Source organism: Streptococcus sp. 1343 (genome assembly GCF_013277355.1).
Classification (GTDB): domain Bacteria; phylum Bacillota; class Bacilli; order Lactobacillales; family Streptococcaceae; genus Streptococcus; species Streptococcus pseudopneumoniae.
The window spans coordinates 1-23,175 of the sequence record NZ_VMMT01000017.1 but is presented as its reverse complement, the minus strand read 5'-3'; the positions used below and the strand labels follow the sequence as shown (position 1 = coordinate 23,175).

Genomic DNA, 23,175 nt, shown 5'->3' with positions numbered 1-23,175 from the left:
CCATTGAATACCATATACTACATTTACCTCAAATATGATATAGGCCGTATAAATCAAGTATTTCGATTTCTCCCGCCTCAAAGAATAAATCTTGTACAAGATAAATAAATTTAAAATAATAAATAATAGAGACAAAATCTTCCTCCAAAATCAATATTAAAAGTAGGCAGTCAGGCATATACCTCATATTTATTTTCGATTCGAGATAACAAACTTATCAATAAATAGCAAGTGATATAAGGCAAGTACAGACCCCCAGAAACTACCTCGAAGAGAGATTTCTTGATGATTGAGAGGAAACAAATCATGGTTACCTATATAGAGGCAGGTCAAAATAACAAATAAAATCCAAAACAAATCCGTCCATTTATATTTTGAAAAATATTTTTTTAACATAAAAACACCTTCTTTCTTTACTACACTTACATTATATGATAAAATGTAAGTGAATACAAATAAAAAGGAGAAAAGCTCATGAAAACTACTAAATTTTTTGCAGTTGCTATTTCTGCAGGTATCTTAACTCTTAGTCTCGCTTCACCGTCTCTTGCCTTTGCGCAAAGTGTGGCACACCCACCAAAATCTCATGATGCAAGACTCCAGACTAAGCGACTTGTTCTTGAAGAAAGTAAAGTTTATAGTTTACAGGATGTATTCAATTCATCTAATTTAAGTGTTGAAGAACAAGAACAAATTACTAAAGATGTTTTAAACTTCGTTGAAATTGAAGGAAATTCAATGGATAGAACTATTATGAGGACTGTTATACGAAGATTAAGTCCTTCAGAAGTTAAAGAGATAGCACTTTCTAGTGATCCAGCTGGGACTCTAGTAGGAATGCTCCCTGGTATAGGTAATGTGTATTCGGCCTTAAAATATTTATCTGACGATATGTATCTTACAGCGGCTAGAAATGGTTGGGGATTGGAATACGTGATTGCTGTAGATAGAGATAACCCAACATCTACAGGAATAAACTTTTATTGGAACTACGTTAAATAAAATTTAAAGAAATTGCCTTATTCAATTAATATTCCTATAAGAAAGCAGATGATTCCAATGTACAAACTATAATTATCAACTCTTAATATCCAACTTAGTTATGAAAGAATGGTAGGTGATTGTCATGAAAAAATACTAGTTACTCTATTATTTAGTTGTTTAGCATTATTTTGTTTGCCTATTTCTGTAAATGCCGACACTAATAATAATCTTGTCATAAAATTCAATGAACTAACATTTACTTCTGGATTATAATATCCCTAATCCAGAAGTAGTATATTCGAAATCAGGATTCAACGAAGTTGCAACTGTTATTGATAGTGATACTGGAAAGGTTGTTGAAACTATTGAATTTATTCCAGATCTCTCTCGATCTACAGTTACTTCACACACATTAAAAAGAAGTGCAACATTTGCTAGAACTACAGTTCAATTAAGTGTAAACATTGAATTATATAATGAGGGTTCTTTCCGTCAGATTAACTCAGTTCAAGGTTATTACTTAGGAATAACAAATTCTATTACAAACACATATATTGAAGGACAAAACGTTGATGTTTGGTCTCCAAAAGGATACCCCACAACAAGTATAAAGTATGCTTATAATGGTACTTTAACAGCAGCTATAAACAGTAGTGGTTCAGCTCAAGTTAAAGCAGAGTTGTTAGGAGCTGGATTTACATTTGGAGGTACTATTGGAGGTACATCATATTATAGAGTTCCATTTAATCAAAACGGAACTATTAGTCTATACAACTATTAGTCTATACTAACTTAGGAGGTAGTCGATATTATGAATGAAAAAAAACGTACATATTTTATTTGTGCAAGTATTATTATTTCATCTATAATTTTAGGACTCTTTATTTATAACGGACTTGACGTTTTGGGTCAATTTATAAACGATGGCCTCAGGGTAATTAATAGTAATAGGTAGTTAATAGAATTTAAATAAAAAAACGGTAATTTAGTGAATGAACTGCACCCCAAAAGTTAGACAGAAAAAATCTAACTTTTGGGGTGTTTTTATTATGAAATTAACTCATGATGATAAAGTTCAGATCTATGAACTTAGAAAACAAGGATATAGCTTAGAGAAGCTTTCAAATAAATTTGGGATAAACAATTCTAATATTAGGTACATGATTAAATTGATTGATCGTTACGGAATAGAGTTCGTCAAAAAAGGAAAAAATCGTTACTATTCTCCTGATTTAAAACAAGAAATGATTCATAAAGTCTTACATGAAGGCTGGACTAAAGATAGAGTTTCTCTTGAATACGGCCTCCCAAGTCGTACGATACTTCTTAATTGACTAGCACAATACAAGAAAAACGGGTATACTATTGTTGAGAAAATAAGAGGGAGAGTACCTAAAATGGGACGTAAGCCAAAAAAGAGACCTGAAGAGAGAACAGAATTAGAACGTCTTCAAGCAGAAAATGAGTACCTGAGAGCGGAGAATGCCATCCTAAAAAAGTTAAGAGAACTCCGATTGAAGGAGGAAGAAGAGAAAGAAGAAAGACAGAAATTGTTCAAGAATTAATGACTGATTTTTCGTTAGATATTCTTCTAAAAGCCATTAAATTAGCTCGTTCGACCTACTACTATCACTTGAAACAGCTAGACAAACTAGATAAGAATCAAGAGCTTAAAGCTGAAATTCAATCCATTTTTATCGAACATAAGGGAAATTATGGTTATCGTCGGATTCATTTAGAACTAAGAAATCGTGGTTATCTGGTAAATCATAAAAGAGTTCAACGCTTGATGAAAGTACTCAATTTACAAGCTAAAATGCGACAGAAACGAAAATATTCTTCTCATAAAGGAGATGTGGGTAAGAAGGCAGAAAATCTCATTCAACGTCAATTTGAAGGCTCTAAAACAATGGAAAAGTGCTACACAGATGTGACAGAATTTGCCATTCCAGCAAGTTCTCAAAAGCTTTACTTATCACCAGTTTTAGATGGCTTTAATAGCGAAATTATCGCCTATAATCTTTCAACTTCACCCAACTTAGAACAAGTAAAAACGATGTTGGAACAGGCCTTCACAGAGAAACGCTACGAGAATACGATTCTCCATAGTGACCAAGGCTGGCAATACCAACACGATTCTTATCATCAGTTTCTTGAAGGTAAGGGAATTCAAGCATCCATGTCACGTAAGGGTAACAGCCCAGACAATGGTATGATGGAGTCCTTCTTTGGCATTCTGAAATCGGAGATGTTTTATGGTTATGAGAAGTCATTTCAGTCGCTTAAGCAATTGGAACAAGCCATTGTAGACTATATTGATTACTACAACAATAAACGAATTAAGGTAAAACTAAAAGGACTCAGTCCTGTACAATACAGAACTAAATCCTTAATCTTATGCGTTTTGTTATGCAAAAATCACTGGAGTTTCCATACATATTAAGTGGAAATAGTTGAAATCAGTTCTTTTAATAACCATTGAATACCATATAGTACATTTACCCCAAATATGATATAGGCCGTATAAATCAAGTATTTCGATTTCTCCCGCCTCAAAGAATAAATCTTGTACAAGATAAACAAATTTAAAATAATAAATAATAGAGACAAAATCTTCCTCCAAAATCAATCATAAAAGTAGCCAGTCAGGCATAGTTCTAATATTTATTTTCGATTCGAGATAACAAACTTATCAATAAATAGCAATTGATATAAGGCAAGTACAGACCCCCAGAAACTACCTCGAAGAGAGATTTCTTGATGATTGAGAGGAAACAAATCATGGTTACCTATATAGAGGCAGGTCAAAATAACAAATAAAATCCAAAATAAATCCGTCCATTTATATTTTGAAAAATATTTTTTTAACATAATAGCATATTTTTTTGACTATAATAACAGTATATGATAAAATGTAAGCAGATACAAATAAAAAGGAGAAAAGCTCATGAACAAATTAATGAAATTTATTTCGGTTTTTTTGACGTCAATTGTGTTAATTGTATCAGCGATTCCAAGTGTTTCAGCTGTATACGCTTCTGAACAAGTATCACAAATTGAAACAAATATGGAACTTCAACCTGTCACTTCTCTAACAGAAGAACAAATCAATACACTTGCAAACGAAATCCAATCTTTTCATCCAGACGTCTCACAACAATGGATCAAAGAAGTAATTAACCGACAATTACAAGGCGATTATACAATCCCACCTACATACTCTCCATTTAGAGCAGCTTGGCAAGGTATTACAGTTAATCAAATGGGTGCTCTATTAGATACTGCAATAGCTTTAGCATTAGGAGGAACTACTGCAGGCCTTGCAAATCTAATTAAAGTAAAAGGAAAACATGTAGCAAAAAGTGCTATTCGTTCAGCAATTTCTAGATATCTAGGTAGTTGGTTTGTAAATGATGTTGCTTTAGAATTCGCTATGAATTTATTATCACCGGGGACTTATTTAGCACAATTATGGGATAAAAATGATGCCATTCCTAACAACGGAAGGATTAACTTTTAATCATGAGATATACAATAAAATTAATTGGGTATAACGTATTTTCGTTGTTTATATTCTTTATCTTATCAATGTTGTTTAAAGTTCCCTTTAGGTGGTGGATCAGCATTGCAATGACGACTTCGTCGTACATTGTATATAATTACTTAAAGAAAAAGAGAGAAAAGGAATGATCTTATACCAGATCATTCCTTTTCTGCTTTCTGTAAATCCCTCGGAGTGTGTTTGGCGCTTTGATACGAAGTGTCAAAGCTGTATAAACGTTACTATTTCCAAAAAAGTAACAGAAAATTCCTGCTTTGTAGGACTGCTTTGGGTGAGTAATAGACATGTCGACTCACCCTATCTCCTGATGGCGAAAAGAATTTAGCAATGATGCAAGTTGTTCTGAACTCGAGAAAAAACATGCCGAAATCGAAGAAAAGCGTGCAGAACTTGAAGCGAAGAAGCAAGAAATGTTGAAGCGCTTGGATAAATAGAATTTAGAAAACAGAAAAAACTAAAAAGAATGTAGGGTTTATTTCCCTACATTCTTAAAATAACTTAGTACATAAATGACAATGCTGCCACTGCCGTCAATATTGCAAAAACTATTTTCCAAATTTTTTTATTTTTTCCAAAAATCTTATCAGGTAACAAGCTTATTACAAGAAAGGCAATAAACAACACCAATTTAAGTGTGTATATCATAAAAACACCTTCTTTCCTACAATTATATTATAATACTTTATGTAAGCGAATACAAGAGATATGAGGTAACCAACTACGAAAAAATATAAGGCTGAAGACAGTAAAAACCAGCATTTAAAGCCTTCACTGTATCTAGGATTTCCCTATTTTTAGACAAGATTGACCCAAATCTACATCATTAAAAAAGCGAATTTCAATCGAAACTCGCTTTTTTACAAAATGTATTCGTATAAATTTGTATCTTAGTTCAAGTGCCAGATATCTTCGTTGTACTGAGCGATTGTACGGTCAGATGAGAAGAATCCTGCTTTAGAAATGTTAACAATGACTTTATCCAACCATGCGTCACGGTCTTCGTAGTCAGCCAACATTTGCTCTTTCACTTTGATGTAATCTTCTAAGTCAAGAAGAGTCATGAACCAGTCTTTGTTGATCAATTCATTGTAAAGACGTTCCAAGCGCTCTTTGTTTCCAGCTGCAAGAACTGCATCGCTAACGATGAAGTCAACCAATGGTTTGATAGCTTTACGAGCGTAGAATTCGCTTGATTTGTAAGCTGCTTTTGCGTAAAGGTCGATAACAGTTTCTGAATCTTCACCAAAGATGTAGATGTTTTCGTCACCAACCAACTCAGCGATTTCCACGTTAGCTCCGTCCATAGTACCAAGAGTCAAAGCTCCGTTCAACATGAATTTCATGTTACCAGTACCTGAAGCTTCTTTAGAAGCAAGTGAGATTTGTTCTGAGATGTCACATGCTGGGATAAGGAAGCTTGCTGCAGTAACGTTGTAGTTTTCAACCATAACTACTTGCAAGTGTGGAGCTACTGCTGGATCGTTAGCAATAACTTCTGACATGCAAAGAATCAAGTGGATGATGTCTTGAGCGATTGTGTAGGCTGGAGCTGCTTTACCACCAAAGAAGATTGTGATTGGACGAGCAGGGATGTTACCAGCTTTGATGTCAAGGTATTTGTGGATTACGTACAAGGCATTCATTTGTTGGCGTTTGTACTCGTGAAGACGTTTGATTTGGATATCAAAGATAGAGTTTGGATTGATTTCCACACCTTGGTGTTCTTTCAAGTGACGTGCCAATTTACGTTTGTTGTGAGCCTTGATGCTTTCCAATTTTTCTTTGACAGCTGCTTTGTCTTCATAAGACAAGAGTTTTTCAAGCTCATCTGCTTCATGGTGCCAACCATCTCCAAGAATCTCATCCAAGTAGTGAGACAATCTTGGGTTAGCATGCATGAGCCAACGACGGAAAGTGATACCGTTTGTTTTGTTGTTGAATTTTTCTGGGTAAAGGTCGTAGAAGGCTTTCAACTCAGAATTTTTCAAGATTTCAGTGTGAAGTGCTGCAACCCCGTTAACGCTGTATCCGTAGTGGATATCCATATGAGCCATGTGAACACGTCCGCTCTCATCGATGATTTGAACAGCTGGATCTTTGTATTCTGCTTTCACGCGACGGTCCAATTCTTCGATGATTGGTACCAAGTGAGGAACCACTTCTTGCAAGAATTCAAGAGGCCATTTTTCAAGCGCTTCAGCAAGGATTGTGTGGTTAGTGTAGGCAGTCATGCTACGAACGATTGAGATTGCTTCGTCAAGCTCGATACCACGTGCAGTCAAAAGACGGATCAATTCAGGGATCACCATTGATGGGTGAGTATCGTTGATTTGGACAACTGCGTAGTCAGCAAGGTCATGCAAGTTGCTTCCTTTTTCGATTGCTTCGTCGATGATCAATTGCGCACCGTTTGAAACCATGAAGTATTGTTGGAAGATACGGAGCAATTCACCTTGACGGTCACTATCATCTGGGTAAAGGAAGAGAGTCAAGTTGCGAGCGATATCTGTCTTGTCAAAGTTGATACCGTCTTTAATAATAGAAGAATCAACTGAATCCAAGTCAAACAAACGCAAGCGGTTCTTCGTTTCTGTCTTGTAACCAGGAACATCAATATCATAAAGAGTTGATGTCAAAGTAAAGTCTGCAAATGGTACTTGGTAGCTACGGCTTGAGCGAACCAACCAGTTTTGCTCTGTCAACCATGCATTTGGAATTGTTTCTTGTTGGTTGTTTTTAAGAACTTGTTGGAAAAGACCAAAGTGGTAGTTAAGACCAACACCGTCACCATTCAAACCAAGAGTCGCAATTGAGTCGATAAAGCAGGCAGCCAAACGTCCCAAACCACCATTACCAAGAGATGGTTCCAATTCAACTTCTTCAACTTCGATCAAGTCTTTACCTGCAGCTGCAAGTTCTTTTTTGACATCGTCGTAAAGACCAAGGTTGATCAAGTTGTTTGACAAGAGTTTACCAATCAAGAACTCAGCTGAGATGTAGTAAACTTTTTTCTTACCAGTGTTAACTGGTTTTTGGCTACTTGCAAGCTTGCTGTAGTTAAGAAGAGCAAGGTAAAGCTCTTCATTGCTACATTCTGCAATGGTTTTATTGTAGCGATTTTGTACAAATTCTTGTAGTGATAACATGTTTAAGGTGTCTCCTGATATTGTATTATTTCTTTAATTCTACCAAATTTTCATTGATTCGTCGATAGATTGTTGTCAAGTCAAGCAAACCTTCCTCAACAGCTGGTGTCAATTGCTCTTCAGTCATACGCCAAGACCAGTTTCCACCAAGGGTAGATGGGAAGTTCATACGAGCTGTCTCATCCAATTCTAGCAAATCTTGCATAGTTGCAATTGCCATGAAGCTAACTGATGAAAAGACTGTACGAAGCATAGCATGTGGCACTGTTTCGTATTCTTTACGATTAGTGTAGCGAGCCATGTACTCACGAGTCGCATCATCGATCTCGTTACGGTACCAACCAAGAACCGTGTTGTTATCGTGAGTTCCTGTGTACATAACTGAGTTAGCAGGTGCCAAGTGTGGGCTATCAATGCTTTCATCTTCTGGGTTGAAGGCAAATTGAAGAATCTTCATTCCTGGGAAGCCAGTACGTTCACGCAATTCGATAACTTCGTCTGTCATGAAACCAAGGTCTTCTGCGATGATGTTTAACTCACCAAGTTCTTCCTTAACGGCTGCAAAAAGCTTGTAGCCTGGACCTTTCACCCACTCACCAGGTGCTGCTGTATCGGAACCAGCAGGGATTTCCCAATAAGATTCGAAGCCACGGAAGTGGTCGATACGAACGATATCGTAGATTTTGAAGCTTTCACGCAAGCGTTCAATCCACCATTTGTAGCCGTCTTTGTCCATTGCTTCCCAGTCATAGATTGGGTTACCCCAAAGCTGACCAGTTACAGAAAACTCATCTGGTGGACATCCTGCGATACAAGTAGCCTTACCATTGACATCTGTTTTGAAGAGATGTGGATTTGCCCACATATCACTTGAATCTTCCGCTACGTAGATTGGCATGTCCCCAACGATTTCGATGTGGTTGTCGTTAGCGTAAGCTTTCAATTTCAACCATTGTTGGAAGAAGAAGTATTGAGTCACACGGTGGTAAACCAACTTGTCTGCCAATTGCTCACGATAGCTTTCAAGTGCTGAAGCTTTACGAGCACGAGCATCTGCATCTGGCCATTCAGTCCAAGCAAGATTGTCAAAATACTCTTTGATAGCCATATACTCAGCAAAGAGCTCAAGCCATGATTGGTTGTCTTGAGCAAATTTCTCAAAATCTTTAACATCTCCGACTTCAAAGAAACGTTTCACCGCTTTTTCTAAAAGAGGACGACGTGCATAGTAGATTTTAGCATAGTCAACTTCAGACGCATCGCTACCAAAGTCAACTCCTTCAAGGTCACTTGCTTCCAACAAACCTTGCTCCACCAAGATATCTAAATCGATAAAATGAGTGTTTCCTGCGAAGGCTGAGAAAGATTGGTAAGGAGAATCCCCGTAACTAGTTGCTCCTAATGGAAGGATTTGCCAGTAACGTTGTTTTGTACGGACCAAGAAATCAACGAAGTCGTAAGCACTTTGACCAAATGATCCGATTCCGTAAGCTCCTGGAAGAGAAGAGATGTGCATCAACACACCACTTTGACGTTTTTTCATAATAGCACCTCGTGTGTTAAAATAATGGAACGTTGCGTATTTTGCAGACGCAAACGTTTGCGTTACTTATAAGTATACTCCTTTTCAAGCATAATTGCAAGCGTTTTTAAAAAACTTTTTTGATTATTTTTAAGGAGACTAACCCATTTTAGCAAAGATAACTTATACTCAATGAAAATCAAAGAGCAAACTAGGAAACTAGCCGCAGGCTGTACTTGAGTACGGCAAGGCGACGTTGACGCGGTTTGAATTTGATTTTCGAAGAGTATTAAAACTATCTAATCCTAAAATTTGACTCTCACAGAATCCGTCTACAAACTGCAAATCCTCCCCTAGAAAACTTGAATTTAGATGCAAGGAGGCACAAAGGTCTATAGAAAATAGATAGGAATTAGAAACAGGGAGGTAGCCCCTCCTGATTTCCTTCTTTAGATAGATTACATCTATTTTTTATTAAAAATACTGTATTCTTATCTATTTCACACTTTTCTTCTATTAAAAAGCAAAATCATGCTATCAAATCAAGCTTAAAAATTTTTTAAAATTTTTAACAAAAACACTTGCAACCGTTTTCTATTTGTGCTATACTAAGCTCATAAAGGAAAACGTTTGCGTTTTCCTTATCAATAAAACTTGTTATTCTTTAGGAGGAATACACTATGTCATCTAAATTCATGAAGAGCGCTGCGGTGCTTGGAACTGCTACACTTGCTAGCTTGCTCTTGGTAGCTTGCGGAAGCAAAACTGCTGATAAGCCTGCTGAGTCTGGTTCATCTGAAGCGAAAGAAATCACTCTTTACGTTGAGGACCAATACAAAGCTTATGCTGAAACAGTTGCTAAAGCTTATAAAGAGCAATCAGGCACAACAGTTAACATCAAATCTGGTGATCAACTTGGTGGGCTTGACAAACTTTCTCTTGACAACCAATCTGGTCAAGCTGCTGACGTTATGATGGCTCCATACGACCGTGTGGGTAGCCTTGGTTCTGACGGACAACTTTCAGAAGTGAAATTGAGCGATGGTGCTAAAACAGAAGATACAACTAAATCTCTTGTAACCGCTGCTGACGGTAAAGTTTACGGTGCTCCTGCCGTTATCGAGTCACTTGTTATGTACTACAACAAAGACTTGGTAAAAGACGCTCCCAAAACATTTGCTGACTTGGAAAACCTTGCTAAAGATAGCAAATATGCCTTCGCTGGAGAAGATGGAAAAACTTCTGCCTTCCTAGCTGACTGGACAAACTTCTACTATGCATACGGACTTCTTGCTGGTAACGGCGCTTACGTATTCGGACAAAACGGTAAAGACCCTAAAGACATCGGTCTTGCAAACGACGGTTCTATCGCAGGTATCAACTACGCTAAATCTTGGTACGAAAAATGGCCTAAAGGTATGCAAGATGGTACAGCTGCTGGAAACCTAATCCAAACTCAATTCCAAGAAGGTAAAACAGCTGCTATCATTGATGGGCCTTGGAAAGCTCAAGCCCTCAAAGATGCTAAAGTAAACTACGGTGTTGCGACTATCCCAACTCTTCCAAATGGAAAAGAATATGCTGCATTCGGTGGTGGTAAAGCTTGGATCATTCCTTCAAGTACTAAGAACCTTGAAGGCGCACAGAAATTTGTAGACTTCCTTGTTTCAACTGAACAACAAAAAGCTTTCTACGATGCAACTAACGAAATCCCAGCTAATACTGAAGCTCGTTCATACGCTGAAGGTAAAAACGATGAGTTGACAACAGCTGTTATCAAACAATTCAAGAACGCTCAACCAATTCCAAACATCTCTCAAATGTCTGCAGTTTGGGAACCAGCTGCTAACATGCTCTTTGATACTGTAAGTGGTCAAAAAGATGCTAAAACAGCTGCTAACGACGCTGTAACATTGATCAAAGAAACAATCAAACAAAAATTTGGTGAATAAAAAATTTGTTCAAGGGGGGTGGAATTCAAATCCCCCTTTGAATTTATCAATAGAGACACAAATAATTTAGCTTTCTTATAAAAAAAGTAGTATCCTATGAAAGGAGTTATTATGGAAAAGCAACAACCTAGTAAAGCAGCCCTGCTGTCTATCATTCCTGGGTTAGGACAGATTTACAATAAACAAAAAGCCAAAGGTTTTATCTTCCTTGGTGTAACCATCGTATTTGTCCTTTATTTCCTAGCACTTGCAGCACCTGAATTGAGCAATCTCATCACTCTTGGTGACAAGCCCGGTCGTGATAATTCCCTCTTTATGCTGATTCGTGGTGCCTTCCATTTAATCTTTGTAGTCGTTTATGTACTCTTTTATTTCTCAAATATCAAAGATGCATATACGATTGCAAAACGCATTAACAATGGAATTCCAGTTCCACGTACCCTCAAAGACATGATCAAAGGGATTTATGAAAATGGTTTCCCTTATCTCTTGATTATTCCATCTTATGTTGCCATGACCTTCGCGATTATCTTCCCAGTTATCGTAACCTTGATGATCGCCTTTACCAACTATGACTTCCAACACTTACCACCAAACAAATTGTTGGACTGGGTTGGTTTGACAAACTTTAGTAATATCTGGAGTTTGAGTACCTTCCGTTCTGCCTTTGGTTCTGTTCTTTCTTGGACCATCATCTGGGCTTTGGCAGCCTCAACTTTACAGATTGTAATTGGTATCTTCACAGCTATCATTGCTAACCAACCATTTATCAAAGGAAAACGTATCTTTGGTGTTATTTTCCTTCTTCCTTGGGCTGTCCCAGCCTTCATCACTATCTTGACATTCTCAAACATGTTTAACGATAGTGTCGGAGCTATCAACACCCAAGTATTGCCAATCTTGGCTAAATTCCTTCCTTTCCTTGATGGCGCTCTTATTCCCTGGAAAACAGACCCAACTTGGACTAAGATTGCCTTGATTATGATGCAAGGTTGGCTTGGATTCCCATACATCTACGTTCTGACCTTGGGTATCTTGCAATCTATTCCTAACGACCTTTACGAAGCAGCTTATATTGACGGTGCCAATGCTTGGCAAAAATTCCGCAACATCACTTTCCCAATGATCTTGGCTGTTGCGGCACCTACTTTGATTAGCCAATACACCTTCAACTTTAACAACTTCTCTATCATGTACCTCTTCAACGCTGGAGGACCTGGTAGTGTCGGTGGTGGAGCTGGTTCAACCGATATCTTGATTTCATGGATTTACCGTTTGACAACAGGTACATCTCCTCAATACTCAATGGCGGCAGCTGTCACCTTGATTATCTCTATCATTGTCATCTCAATCTCTATGATCGCATTCAAGAAACTACACGCATTTGATATGGAGGACGTCTAAGATGAATAACTCAATTAAGCTCAAACGTAGACTGACTCAAAGCCTTACATACCTTTACCTGATTGGTCTATCAATTGTCATTATCTATCCACTTTTGATTACCATTATGTCAGCCTTCAAGACTGGTAACGTAGTAGCCTTTAAACTAGACAGCAACGTCGACTTTAGTTTTGCTAACTTCCAAGGCCTCTTCACTGAAACCTTGTACGGTACTTGGTACCTCAACACCTTGATCATTGCCTTGATTACCATGGCTGTTCAAACAAGTATCATCGTACTTGCTGGTTATGCCTACAGCCGTTACAACTTCTTGGCTCGTAAACAAAGTTTGGTCTTCTTCTTGATCATCCAAATGGTGCCAACTATGGCCGCTTTGACAGCCTTCTTCGTTATGGCGCTTATGTTGAACGCCCTTAACCACAGCTGGTTCCTCATCTTCCTCTACGTTGGTGGTGGTATCCCGATGAATACTTGGCTCATGAAAGGCTACTTCGATACAGTGCCAATGTCTTTAGACGAATCTGCAAAACTAGACGGTGCAGGACACTTCCGCCGCTTCTGGCAAATTGTTCTTCCACTTGTTCGCCCAATGGTTGCCGTACAAGCTCTCTGGGCCTTCATGGGACCTTTCGGGGACTACATCCTCTCTAGTTTCTTGCTTCGTGAGAAAGAATACTTTACTGTTGCCGTAGGTCTCCAAACCTTCGTTAACAATGCGAAAAACATGAAGATTGCCTACTTCTCAGCAGGTGCTATCCTCATCGCCCTTCCAATCTGTATTCTCTTCTTCTTCCTACAAAAGAACTTTGTTTCAGGACTTACAAGTGGTGGCGACAAGGGATAATTTATCCCCGCCACCCTTTTTCATTTTATACTCTTCGAAAATCTCTTCAAACCACGTCAGCTTCCATCTGCAACCTCAAAGTTGTGCTTTGAGCAACCTGCGACTAGCTTCCTAGTTTGTACTTTGATTTTCATTGACTATTAGCGATTGTCACTGTAAATAATATCCTTACAACAAGCAATTTTTCTCCTAGACTTGAAATAAAGCGAATTTAACTATATAATACTCATATAGAAAACACCTTTTAGAAAGATACTTATGCTTCCATATCCATTTTCCTATTTTTCAAGTATTTGGGGATTTCGTAAGCCCCTGTCCAAACGTTTCGGGCTCAACTGGTTTCAACTTCTCTTTACCAGTATCTTCCTTATCAGCTTGTCTATGGTACCCATTGCCATCCAAAACAGCTCGCAGGAGACTTATCCGCTAGAAACCTTTATCGATAATGTCTATGAACCATTGACAGATAAGGTTGTACAGGATCTCTCTGAACACGCTACAATTGTTGATGGCAAATTAACTTATACAGGAACAGCTAGTCAAGCGCCTTCTATTGTGATCGGTCCAAGTCAAAGTAAGGAGTTACCTAAGGACTTGCAACTGCATTTCGATACGAATGAGCTAGTCATCAGCAAGGAAAATAAGGAACTGACCCGAATCTCTTACCGAGCGATTCAGACTGAGAGTTTCAAAAGCAAAGACAGCTTGACCCAAGCAATTTCTAAAGACTGGTACCAACAGAATCGTGTCTATATCAGTCTCTTCCTAGTTCTCGGTGCTAGCTTCCTCTTTGGTTTGAATTTCTTTATCGTCTCTCTAGGAGCGAGTCTTCTCCTTTATATCACTAAGAAATCACGCCTCTTTTCATTTAGAACCTTTAAAGAGTGCTACCATTTTATCTTGAACTGTTTAGGATTACCAACTCTGATTACACTTATTTTGGGATTATTTGGCCAAAATATGACAACCCTCATCACTGTACAAAACATTCTTTTTGTTCTATATCTGGTCACTATTTTTTATAAAACACATTTCCGTGATCCAGATTACCATAAATAGGAGATTTTTATGCCCGTTACGATTAAAGATGTGGCCAAGGCTGCTGGTGTTTCGCCTTCAACCGTAACCCGTGTTATTCAAAATAAATCAACCATTAGCGACGAAACAAAAAAACGCGTTCGCAAGGCTATGAAGGAGCTCAATTACCATCCCAACCTCAATGCTCGCAGCTTGGTAAGTAGCTACACTCAGGTGATTGGTTTGGTTCTTCCTGATGACTCAGACGCCTTCTACCAGAATCCTTTCTTTCCATCGGTTCTACGTGGCATCTCTCAAGTCGCATCTGAAAACCACTATGCCATTCAGATAGCAACAGGGAAAGATGAGAAGGAGCGCCTCAACGCTATTTCACAAATGGTCTACGGCAAGCGTGTAGATGGGCTAATCTTTCTCTATGCCCAAGAAGAAGACCCTCTCGTAAAACTCGTCGCAGAAGAACAGTTCCCCTTCCTTATCTTAGGTAAATCTCTATCTCCTTTCATCCCACTTGTCGACAACGACAATGTTCAAGCTGGTTTTGATGCGACTGAATATTTCATCAAAAAAGGCTGCAAACGCATTGCCTTTATCGGAGGAAGTAAAAAGCTCTTCGTGACCAAAGACCGTTTAACAGGCTATGAACAGGCGCTGAAACATTACAAACTTACCACTGACACCAATCGCATCTACTTTGCCGACGAGTTTCTGGAAGAAAAGGGCTATAAATTTAGCAAGCGATTATTCAAGCACGATCCACAAATTGATGCTATCATCACAACCGATAGCCTCCTAGCTGAAGGTGTTTGTAACTATATTGCCAAACACCAGCTGAATGTCCCTGTTCTCAGCTTTGACTCGGTTAATCCCAAGCTCAACTTGGCAGCCTATGTCGATATCAATAGCCTAGAACTTGGTCAAACATCATTTGAAACGATTCTTCAGATTATCAACGATGCTAAAAGCAATAAACAAATTTGTTACCGCCAGTTGATTGCCCATAAAATTATAGAAAAATAAGAGACTGGGCAAAAAGTTGTTAAAAGCAAAAACGCATACTATCAGGTATTGAAAAAACTTGATACTATGCGTTTTAATGTGGGAAGATTTACTTTTTTTCTTCTGAAATTGAGTTGTTACCCAAGATCTTTTTATACTCAATGAAAATCAAAGTGCAAACTAGGAAGCTAGCCGCAGGTTGCTCAAAACACTGTTTTGAGGTTGTAGATGAAACTGACGAAGTCAGTAACCATACCTACGGCAAGGTGAAGCTGACGTGGTTTGAAGAGATTTTCGAAAAGTATTAATCACTAATTATCTATCTCAACAAATCGTCCCAGAATATGAACATTCTCCGAGACAGAGACAAAGGCGCTTGGATCTACTTGTGTCATAATCTGTTTAAATTCATTAAACTCTGCACGTGTAATGACAGTAATTAAAACTGCCTTTCTCTCGTGATTATAGGTTCCTTCTGCATCGTGGATCATGGTTGCTCCGCGGTGCAATTTTTTATGGATTTTTTCAATTACCTTCTCTGGATGATTTGTCACAATCATGGCCTGCATACGCTTTTGCTTAGTAAAGACCGCGTCTGTCACACGGCTAGAGACAAAGATGGTAATCATAGAATAAAGAGCGTATTTCCAACCAAAGGTCAAACCTGCTATCAGCATGATAGTTCCATTTACCAAGAAAGAAATACTACCGACATTCTTACCCGTTTTCTTGCGAATAGTCAGGCTGACGATGTCCGTCCCACCACTGGAGATATTGTTTCGAAGAGCAAAACCAATCCCTAAACCCATAACACCACCCCCAAAAAGGGCATTGATAATGGGATCCTCCGTCAAGGTTGCCACAGGGACAAACTGGATAAAGAAGGAACTCATAGATACCGTGATAAAGGTAAAGACGGTGAACTTATGGCCAATCTGATACCAAGCTAAGACCATCAAAGGGAAGTTAATGGCGTAGAAGGTTAGCGAAATCGGAATATGAAAACCAAACCAGTGATTACTCAAGGCAGAGATAATCTGTGCCATACCTGTTGCACCACTCGAATACACATGCCCTGGTTGGAAAAAAAAATTAACTGCTACTGCTGATAAAAAACCATAGACCAGAGAGGCCGAAATCTTCTCATCATACTTTTCTCGAGAAATACTTTGTAAGACACGTAAAATTTTTATCTGATAAGCAAAGCGGCGCAGATAATAGCGCCACCGCTTAATTCGTTTTGCTTGTTTCATCTTCTTCTACTTGTAAGCTGAGTTCCTCTAGTTGGTTGAGAGCGACTGTTGATGGAGCTTGTGTCATTGGGTCAGTTGCCTTGTTGTTCTTAGGAAAGGCAATGACTTCACGGATATTTTCTTCTCCAGCAAGCAACATGACAAAACGGTCAAGCCCGATAGCCAAACCACCGTGTGGTGGGAAACCATAGTCCATGGCTTCAAGAAGGAAACCAAACTGGTCATTGGCTTCTTCAGCTGAGAAACCAAGGGCCTTGAACATGCGTTCTTGAAGGTCTTTTTGGTTGATACGAAGGCTACCACCACCAAGCTCATAACCGTTCAAGACGATATCGTAAGCAATGGCATGAACCTTAGCCAAATCACCTTCTAATTCGTGAGCAGTCTCTTCCTGTGGAAGTGTGAATGGATGGTGGGCGCTCATGTAGCGGCCTTCTTCTTCAGACCATTCAAACATCGGCCAGTCAACCACCCAAAGGAAGTTGAACTTATCATTATCAATTAAGCCAAGCTCTTTAGCAATACGTCCACGAAGGGCACCCAGTGTTGCATTAGCCACTTCAAGCGTATCCGCCACAAAGAGAACCAAGTCCTTATCTTCAAGAGCAAGCGCTGTTGTCAATTCTTCTTGGATACCAGTCAAGAACTTGGCAACTGGTCCGTTTAATTCTCCATCAACCACCTTGACCCAAGCAAGACCTTTGGCACCATACTGTTTGGCTACTTCCGTCATCTTGTCGATGTCTTTACGTGAATAGTTGTCCGCAGCTCCTTTGACCACAATGGCTTTTACAGCAGGTGCTTCTGAAAAGACTTTAAAGTCTACACCTTTGACCGCTTCTGTCAAGTCCTGAAGCAACATGTCAAAACGAGTATCTGGCTTGTCAGAACCGTAAAGAGCCATAGCATCATCGTATTTCATACGAGGGAACGGTAGCGTTACTTCGATACCTTTTGTTTCCTTCATCACGCGCGCAATCAAGCCTTCTGTGATATCTTGGATTTCTTGCTCAGTAAGGAAGGACGTTTCCAAGTCGACCTGGGTAAACTCAGGCTGGCGGTCTCCACGCAAGTCCTCGTCACGGAAACATTTGACGATTTGGTAGTAACGGTCAAAACCAGCATTCATCAAAAGCTGTTTCGTAATTTGTGGACTTTGAGGAAGCGCGTAAAAATGCCCTTTATTGACACGAGATGGCACCAAATAGTCACGCGCCCCTTCTGGTGTTGACTTAGAAAGGAATGGTGTCTCTACGTCGATAAATTCCAACTCATCCAAGTAGTTGCGGATAGAGTGGGTCACCTTAGCACGAAGTTTAAGATTTTCCAACATTTCTGGACGACGAAGGTCAAGGTAACGGTAACGCAAACGTGTATCGTCATTGGCCTCAATACCATCCTTAATCTCAAATGGGGTTGTCTTAGCTGTATTAAGTACTGTCAGAGCTGTCACGTTTAACTCAACCGCACCAGTTGGTAACTTATCATTGGCTTGCTCACGCGCAGCAACTTGACCAGTCACCTCGATAACAAATTCACTACGAAGGTTTTCAGCTGTTTCCATAACCTCTGCAGATACTTTTTCAGGGTTGATAACCAACTGCATGATTCCTTCACGGTCACGAAGGTCGATAAAGATCAAACCACCAAGGTCACGACGACGGCCAACCCATCCTTTCAAGGTCATTTCTTTTCCGATGTGTTCCTCACGAACACGACCAGCATACATACTACGTTTCATTGTTTCTCTCCTCTTTTATTCTGTTACTATTTTACCATAAAAGCGCAGGCTCTTCATGAAAATCCATCAGAAAAGTTTGCCAGTCTTTAAAAATCAGGTAAAGTCCCTAAAAATTAGCGTCCATACAAAAAATCCGATGAAGTTCACCGGACTCTTTTATTTTGAATTGTTGCCTGCTTTACGCTTTTCAGTGATTTCGGCTGCCTTTCGAGGCAAGACAATTTCCGTTATGTAAGCCGTCCCAAAACGCAGTACACCTGCAATAGGAGCAAAGACAACTGCTAGATAGTTATAGAAGAAATCGCCTTTGAAGGCATAAGCTAGCGCTCCAATGATGAAAAATAGAACGACTGCCTGAATCACTGCTAATAAAATTACTCGTTTCATGTGACCTCCTGACTCTATTATAGCATGAGAATCATCAAAAAGCCGACTAAATTATTCAAAGCGTGAAGAGAAATACTGTAGACCAGACCTTTTCTGCTAATGTAAGCCAAACCCAAACTAAAACCAAGGCTAAAATAGACAAAAAATTGTTGCACATCACCTGGAAAATGAATCAAGGCAAATAGAAGACTAGATACCAGAAGAAAAATCAGGGTTCGTTTACTATTGTCCTGCTTAGGAAAGAGATAGCGTGCTAACATCCCTCTAAAAACAATCTCTTCCGTCAAAGGAGCAAAAATAACCACAGCAAAGAATGAGAAAAGTGGTTGAGACAAGGTCAAGTCTGTCGCTATTTGCTGATTTACTGAAGGATCATCTGGCAAGAAGAATTGAACGACCAGAGATAAGAACCAAACCAAGGCAGGAAGCCAAATAAATCGGTTAAAGCCGCTCTTCTCAATATAAACAGGAGCTTTCTGATACCATTTGTAAATGCCGTACACATATACTCCAGCCAAGACCACATAGAGTAGAGTAACAGCATAGGGTGAAGCGCCTAAAGCAAGCGACGCAGTCGCGAGCCCCTGAATAAAGCCATAGATAAATAAAAAGGATAGAAGGGCTAGAAGAATCCAGCCAAGGTTTTTAAGTAATTTCATAAATAACTCCTTTATTTGAAATAACGTTTTACCATAGGTAACTGCATCACATTGATATAAACATGGATGGCTCCTACAAGCAAGAAAGCTAGTAACTGAATCTCTCCTGTCAAGAAAGAAATGATAATAAGAAAAATATATAAGGCTGGTAAGACATATTGGTGTAATTGGAATAAAATTCGAAAACTCTGTTCCAAATTAGCCTGACGCTCCCCTTCATCATAAGAATTTATATAGTTCAAGACATCCTTTGGTGTAGCGAAAAATTCCAAATCAAACTGACGAACAATCGCAATGGTTTTAAAAAGAGATTTTTGAGCGACTAAGAATACCACAAAGAGTAAGAAAGAAAGGAAAAATGTTTGAGGGTTTGTATGCAATATAATCACCTCACTTAATGAAATAAAAATAGCCAATGGAATCGCTACACCTGTAATATTAAAAGCAATGGTTCCAAACTCAAGATTCCGGTACATTTGCACATAATAGGTTTCATTCAGATCGTCATCCATTTCCTCTTGATACAAGGAATGAAATTTTCTGCTTTTCTTTAAGAAATTGAAAGTCAAAAACATACTAATGAAACCTATCAGTAAACAAATAGCTGATATCCATGGCATCAAGGCTTTTACATCTAAAATAATTTCGTGGGATTCGACACGTGCCTTAAACATCCCTACAAACATGCCCAAGAACCCCCCCAAGACAATAGACATCAAAAATAACAATCTACGTTTCTTTTTCATATTCATTCTCCTTTTTCACTTGCTAGATTTTTGGATTTCTTTTCAATCCATTCAATTACTGGGATGAGGGCAAAATAGGCCCAGATAAATTGGTCGCTGTAATAGAGATCAAACCATCCTAGATTTGTTCCAATTAGTAGACATAGGCTGACTAATAGAGCTATGGCAACTACATAATAAATCACTTTATACTTGTTCATCACTCGTCCTCCTCCAAGCGAAATACCGATTCGACTGTTTCGTTGAAAATTTGAGATATTTTCAGGGCAATGATAATGGACGGGGTGTACTCATCCCGTTCTAGTAGGCTAATGGTCTGTCTGGAAACCCCTGCCAGCTTGGCTAGGTCGGTTTGATTGAGACCATCGCGAGCTCGAAGCTCTTTTAGACGATTTTTTAGTTGCATGTCACACACCTACTTTCCGTCAAATTCAACAGTTTGGATATCCTCAATGCGTTGTAGTTTGAATTTTTCTTTTCCTTTTTTATTAACACGACGTAGCTTGACCCATTCCTCATCAACATCCACAACTTCCCAGTTATCTGTTCCAAAAACTTGTCCAACGATTGTCGGTGTTTTCCCAATCAATTCTTTTAATAATCTTGACATTTCTTTATTTCCTTTCTGTTTTTGCTCAATTCTTTTGATTTTATTCTCTAATTTCTTGACCCTTTGGGTATGATAGAGATAAAACATAATCACAAGAGGTACAAATCCTAATGCCCACATAATCGTTCCCTGCTCCTTTTCTCTTAACTTGATTATATTGTAACACATCTTTTTCTTTTTGACAAGCATATTTGTCAAAAAGTTTATGATTTTTGTCATTTTGCAAAAGAAAAAGGTCAGGAGTAGGTTTCTGACCAGTTTTTCTGTTATTAAAATCCTAGTTTTTCAAAGATTTCTGAGAAGTTTTGGCTGATTGTCTCAAGTGACACTTGGACTTCTTCTCGGGTTTGGTTATTCTTGACCGTCACTTGTCCGCTTTCGACTTCACTCTCTCCTAGGGTGATGAGGGTTTTAGCCACAAAGACATCGGCTGACTTGAATTGAGCTTTGAGCTTACGGTTGAGGTAATCACGCTCTGCTTTGAAACCTTGTTGGCGAAGAGCCTGTACCAATTCCAAGGCCTTGACATTTGCTCCTTCACCCAAAACTGCGATATAGACATCTAGGGCGTTTTCGATAGGGAGAGTCACACCTTGCTTTTCAAGGATGAGAAGCAGGCGCTCTACACCAAGTCCAAATCCAAATCCAGCAGTTTCCGGGCCTCCAAAGTAAGAAACCAAACCATCGTAACGACCACCCGCACAGACTGTCAGGTCATTGCCCTCAATCTCTGTGATGAACTCGAAAATGGTGTGGTTGTAGTAGTCCAGACCACGCACCATATTGGTATCAATGATGTAGTCTACTCCAAGATTTTCCAACATCTGACGTACAGCATCAAAATGAGCTTGACTTTCTTCATCAAGGAAATCCAAGATAGAAGGCGCATTCTCTACTGCTACCTTGTCTTCTTTTTCCTTAGAGTCCAAGACACGAAGAGGATTTTCCTCCAAACGACGCTGGCTATCCTTAGACAAGATCTCCTTGAGCGGTGTCAAATAGTCAATCAAGGCTTGACGGTAGGCTGCACGGCTCTCAGGATTTCCAAGAGTGTTAAGATGTAATTTGACACCTTGGATACCGATTTCTTTCAAGAAATGGGCCGCCATCGCGATGGTTTCCACATCGGTAGCTGGATTGCTAGAACCAAAACACTCAACACCAATCTGGTGGAATTGGCGCAAACGCCCTGCCTGTGGACGCTCGTAACGGAACATAGGTCCCATGTAGTAGAACTTACTTGGCTTTTGCACTTCTGGGGCGAAAAGTCTATTTTCCACATAGGAACGGACAACGGGCGCAGTTCCTTCTGGACGGAGAGTAATATGGCGGTCACCCTTGTCATAGAAGTCGTACATTTCCTTGGTTACGATATCCGTTGTATCTCCGACAGAGCGACTGATGACTTCGTAGTGCTCAAAAATAGGCGTGCGCACTTCTGCATAATTATAGCGCTTGAAAATCTCACGGGCAAAGCCCTCAACGTACTGCCATTTGGCAGATTCAGCAGGTAAAATATCCTGCGTTCCTTTTGGTTTTTGTAATTTCATAGGGAATCCTCTTTAAACTTAATAGTCTTATTTTACCATAAATAAAGGGATTAAAACAGTGAGAAAAAAATTAGGATTTCCCCCAAATCATTCATACCTCTCTCAACTAGATGTAACTTACAAAACCCCTGACCTCATGAGCCACTTTCTTCCTCCTCATGAGGCCAGTTTTACTTTCTGCTGTTCCAGTATCATTTTTCCTCGCTAGATTTCCTCAAAAGGGCAGACTCCTCCCTTGGTGCGTCACACGATTTTTTCATCTCGACTGTTCTTTAATGTATCATTAACGACGCTTTTCTTCTAGGTGGTTCATAAGGAACAGGAAGATTCAGGTTGACTTTTCTAATCCTAGAATAAAGTGCTGAAAACAATTCGGAATAGGCATATAGACTAGACAATTTGAGGAGCTGCTTGCGTCCTGTTCGAACACATTTTCCTACCACGTGAAGAAAAAGATGGCGGAAGCGTTTGATTGTTAAAGTTTGGAAGTCACCTCCAGCTAGATGTTTGAGAAAAAGATAGAGATTGTAGGCGATACAGCTCATCATCATACGAACTTCGTTTTTGATTAAGGCTGAACTATCCGTTTTATCACCAAAAAATCCCTCCTTCATCTCCTTGATGAAATTCTCGGCTTGACCACGTCCACGATAAAGCTGAAACTGGTCTTGGCTTGTTCCACTCGTCATATTTGTAACGAGAGAAATAACATCGTAGAACAAGTTTCCTTCTTTTCGTTCAGAGAACTGGCAGACACGACGCTTGTGCGACCAAGATCCTG

21 protein-coding genes and 2 pseudogenes are annotated in these 23,175 nt (G+C 39.2%); 9 read left to right on the top strand and 14 right to left on the bottom strand.

The window, feature by feature from the left end:
• Positions 1–189 precede the first annotated feature (189 nt).
• Positions 190–396 (bottom strand): hypothetical protein, encoded by a 207-nt coding sequence (locus tag HT709_RS11650; RefSeq protein WP_000915300.1) that lies wholly within the window; start codon positions 394–396, stop codon positions 190–192.
• Positions 397–474: 78 nt separating this feature from the next.
• Between HT709_RS11650 and HT709_RS02255 the strand changes: the two genes are divergently transcribed.
• On the top strand, positions 475–1,002 hold the full coding sequence (locus HT709_RS02255; protein ID WP_000858870.1) for a DUF4148 domain-containing protein: 528 nt from the start codon (positions 475–477) through the stop codon (positions 1,000–1,002).
• 1,031 nt (positions 1,003–2,033) lie between these two features.
• Positions 2,034–3,427 (top strand): annotated as a pseudogene (locus tag HT709_RS02250) (IS3 family transposase).
• Between the two features lie 221 nt (positions 3,428–3,648).
• On the opposite strand, the gene HT709_RS12145 reads toward HT709_RS02250, so the two are convergent.
• A complete protein-coding gene (locus HT709_RS12145) occupies positions 3,649–3,855 on the bottom strand; it encodes a hypothetical protein (RefSeq protein ID WP_078934242.1) in 207 nt (68 codons plus the stop codon).
• A 76-nt stretch (positions 3,856–3,931) separates the two neighbouring features.
• Between HT709_RS12145 and HT709_RS02245 the strand changes: the two genes are divergently transcribed.
• Positions 3,932–4,504, top strand: a complete 573-nt coding sequence (locus tag HT709_RS02245; RefSeq protein WP_001037919.1) for a hypothetical protein — start codon at positions 3,932–3,934, stop codon at positions 4,502–4,504.
• Between the two features lie 929 nt (positions 4,505–5,433).
• Here HT709_RS02245 and glgP read toward each other — a convergent pair.
• A complete protein-coding gene (gene glgP, locus HT709_RS02240; RefSeq protein WP_000950146.1) occupies positions 5,434–7,692 on the bottom strand; it encodes a glycogen/starch/alpha-glucan family phosphorylase in 2,259 nt (752 codons plus the stop codon).
• A 25-nt stretch (positions 7,693–7,717) separates the two neighbouring features.
• Positions 7,718–9,250, bottom strand: a pseudogene (malQ, locus tag HT709_RS02235) (4-alpha-glucanotransferase); the annotation flags it as partial.
• A gap of 644 nt (positions 9,251–9,894) precedes the next feature.
• On the opposite strand from malQ, the gene HT709_RS02230 reads away from it, so the two are divergent.
• The 6 genes from HT709_RS02230 to HT709_RS02205 all read left to right on the top strand — a co-directional run bounded on the left by HT709_RS02230 (position 9,895) and on the right by HT709_RS02205 (position 15,756).
• A complete protein-coding gene (locus HT709_RS02230) occupies positions 9,895–11,166 on the top strand; it encodes an extracellular solute-binding protein (RefSeq protein WP_000095469.1) in 1,272 nt (423 codons plus the stop codon).
• A gap of 111 nt (positions 11,167–11,277) precedes the next feature.
• Positions 11,278–12,570, top strand: a complete 1,293-nt coding sequence (locus HT709_RS02225) for a sugar ABC transporter permease (protein WP_000414964.1) — start codon at positions 11,278–11,280, stop codon at positions 12,568–12,570.
• A 1-nt stretch (position 12,571) separates the two neighbouring features.
• Complete coding sequence (locus tag HT709_RS02220) at positions 12,572–13,414, top strand: sugar ABC transporter permease (protein WP_001065638.1); 843 nt, start codon at positions 12,572–12,574, stop codon at positions 13,412–13,414.
• Positions 13,415–13,672: 258 nt separating this feature from the next.
• Positions 13,673–14,473 carry a DUF1189 domain-containing protein gene (locus HT709_RS02215; protein ID WP_172925474.1) on the top strand — a complete coding sequence of 267 codons (801 nt, stop codon included), beginning with the start codon at positions 13,673–13,675 and terminating at the stop codon, positions 14,471–14,473.
• Between the two features lie 9 nt (positions 14,474–14,482).
• Positions 14,483–15,469 (top strand): LacI family DNA-binding transcriptional regulator, encoded by a 987-nt coding sequence (locus HT709_RS02210; protein WP_172925473.1) that lies wholly within the window; start codon positions 14,483–14,485, stop codon positions 15,467–15,469.
• Positions 15,470–15,609: 140 nt separating this feature from the next.
• Positions 15,610–15,756 carry a hypothetical protein gene (locus HT709_RS02205; RefSeq protein ID WP_172925470.1) on the top strand — a complete coding sequence of 49 codons (147 nt, stop codon included), beginning with the start codon at positions 15,610–15,612 and terminating at the stop codon, positions 15,754–15,756.
• Positions 15,757–15,759: 3 nt separating this feature from the next.
• Here HT709_RS02205 and HT709_RS02200 read toward each other — a convergent pair whose 3' ends face one another.
• The 10 genes from HT709_RS02200 to HT709_RS02155 all read right to left on the bottom strand — a co-directional run.
• Positions 15,760–16,701, bottom strand: a complete 942-nt coding sequence (locus tag HT709_RS02200) for a YitT family protein (RefSeq protein ID WP_138700034.1) — start codon at positions 16,699–16,701, stop codon at positions 15,760–15,762.
• Entirely contained in the window at positions 16,679–18,442 is a 1,764-nt protein-coding gene (gene aspS / locus HT709_RS02195; RefSeq protein ID WP_000830859.1) for an aspartate--tRNA ligase, read from the bottom strand. The genes HT709_RS02200 and aspS overlap by 23 nt, the downstream gene beginning before the upstream one ends.
• Positions 18,443–18,598: 156 nt before the next feature.
• Positions 18,599–18,829 carry a hypothetical protein gene (locus tag HT709_RS02190; RefSeq protein WP_000832183.1) on the bottom strand — a complete coding sequence of 77 codons (231 nt, stop codon included), beginning with the start codon at positions 18,827–18,829 and terminating at the stop codon, positions 18,599–18,601.
• A gap of 17 nt (positions 18,830–18,846) precedes the next feature.
• Positions 18,847–19,488: a type II CAAX endopeptidase family protein gene (locus HT709_RS02185; protein ID WP_000771243.1), complete on the bottom strand. Its 642-nt coding sequence runs from the start codon at positions 19,486–19,488 to the stop codon at positions 18,847–18,849.
• Positions 19,489–19,499: 11 nt separating this feature from the next.
• Entirely contained in the window at positions 19,500–20,234 is a 735-nt protein-coding gene (locus HT709_RS02180) for a DUF3169 family protein (RefSeq protein WP_000730279.1), read from the bottom strand.
• A 2-nt stretch (positions 20,235–20,236) separates the two neighbouring features.
• Complete coding sequence (locus tag HT709_RS02175) at positions 20,237–20,434, bottom strand: hypothetical protein (protein WP_172925472.1); 198 nt, start codon at positions 20,432–20,434, stop codon at positions 20,237–20,239.
• Entirely contained in the window at positions 20,434–20,640 is a 207-nt protein-coding gene (locus HT709_RS02170) for a helix-turn-helix transcriptional regulator (protein ID WP_001176227.1), read from the bottom strand. Before HT709_RS02170 ends, HT709_RS02175 begins: the two co-directional genes overlap by 1 nt.
• 9 nt (positions 20,641–20,649) lie before the next feature.
• Positions 20,650–21,114: a hypothetical protein gene (locus HT709_RS02165; RefSeq protein WP_025170602.1), complete on the bottom strand. Its 465-nt coding sequence runs from the start codon at positions 21,112–21,114 to the stop codon at positions 20,650–20,652.
• Entirely contained in the window at positions 21,114–22,394 is a 1,281-nt protein-coding gene (gene hisS, locus HT709_RS02160) for a histidine--tRNA ligase (protein WP_000775895.1), read from the bottom strand. The genes HT709_RS02165 and hisS overlap by 1 nt, the downstream gene beginning before the upstream one ends.
• 272 nt (positions 22,395–22,666) lie before the next feature.
• Positions 22,667–23,175 (bottom strand): transposase (locus HT709_RS02155; protein ID WP_172925471.1); only part of this gene is annotated, 509 nt, incomplete at its 5' end.

Bases quoted from the DNA above. Each gene is read 5' to 3' on its own strand.
- HT709_RS11650 (WP_000915300.1), bottom strand. From the start codon at position 396: ATGTTAAAAAAATATTTTTCAAAATATAAATGGACGGATTTGTTTTGG.
- HT709_RS02255 (WP_000858870.1), top strand. From the start codon at position 475: ATGAAAACTACTAAATTTTTTGCAGTTGCTATTTCTGCAGGTATCTTA.
- HT709_RS12145 (WP_078934242.1), bottom strand. From the start codon at position 3,855: ATGTTAAAAAAATATTTTTCAAAATATAAATGGACGGATTTATTTTGG.
- HT709_RS02245 (WP_001037919.1), top strand. From the start codon at position 3,932: ATGAACAAATTAATGAAATTTATTTCGGTTTTTTTGACGTCAATTGTG.
- glgP (WP_000950146.1), bottom strand. From the start codon at position 7,692: ATGTTATCACTACAAGAATTTGTACAAAATCGCTACAATAAAACCATT.
- HT709_RS02230 (WP_000095469.1), top strand. From the start codon at position 9,895: ATGTCATCTAAATTCATGAAGAGCGCTGCGGTGCTTGGAACTGCTACA.
- HT709_RS02225 (WP_000414964.1), top strand. From the start codon at position 11,278: ATGGAAAAGCAACAACCTAGTAAAGCAGCCCTGCTGTCTATCATTCCT.
- HT709_RS02220 (WP_001065638.1), top strand. From the start codon at position 12,572: ATGAATAACTCAATTAAGCTCAAACGTAGACTGACTCAAAGCCTTACA.
- HT709_RS02215 (WP_172925474.1), top strand. From the start codon at position 13,673: ATGCTTCCATATCCATTTTCCTATTTTTCAAGTATTTGGGGATTTCGT.
- HT709_RS02210 (WP_172925473.1), top strand. From the start codon at position 14,483: ATGCCCGTTACGATTAAAGATGTGGCCAAGGCTGCTGGTGTTTCGCCT.
- HT709_RS02205 (WP_172925470.1), top strand. From the start codon at position 15,610: ATGAAAATCAAAGTGCAAACTAGGAAGCTAGCCGCAGGTTGCTCAAAA.
- HT709_RS02200 (WP_138700034.1), bottom strand. From the start codon at position 16,701: ATGAAACAAGCAAAACGAATTAAGCGGTGGCGCTATTATCTGCGCCGC.
- aspS (WP_000830859.1), bottom strand. From the start codon at position 18,442: ATGAAACGTAGTATGTATGCTGGTCGTGTTCGTGAGGAACACATCGGA.
- HT709_RS02190 (WP_000832183.1), bottom strand. From the start codon at position 18,829: ATGAAACGAGTAATTTTATTAGCAGTGATTCAGGCAGTCGTTCTATTT.
- HT709_RS02185 (WP_000771243.1), bottom strand. From the start codon at position 19,488: ATGAAATTACTTAAAAACCTTGGCTGGATTCTTCTAGCCCTTCTATCC.
- HT709_RS02180 (WP_000730279.1), bottom strand. From the start codon at position 20,234: ATGAAAAAGAAACGTAGATTGTTATTTTTGATGTCTATTGTCTTGGGG.
- HT709_RS02175 (WP_172925472.1), bottom strand. From the start codon at position 20,434: ATGAACAAGTATAAAGTGATTTATTATGTAGTTGCCATAGCTCTATTA.
- HT709_RS02170 (WP_001176227.1), bottom strand. From the start codon at position 20,640: ATGCAACTAAAAAATCGTCTAAAAGAGCTTCGAGCTCGCGATGGTCTC.
- hisS (WP_000775895.1), bottom strand. From the start codon at position 22,394: ATGAAATTACAAAAACCAAAAGGAACGCAGGATATTTTACCTGCTGAA.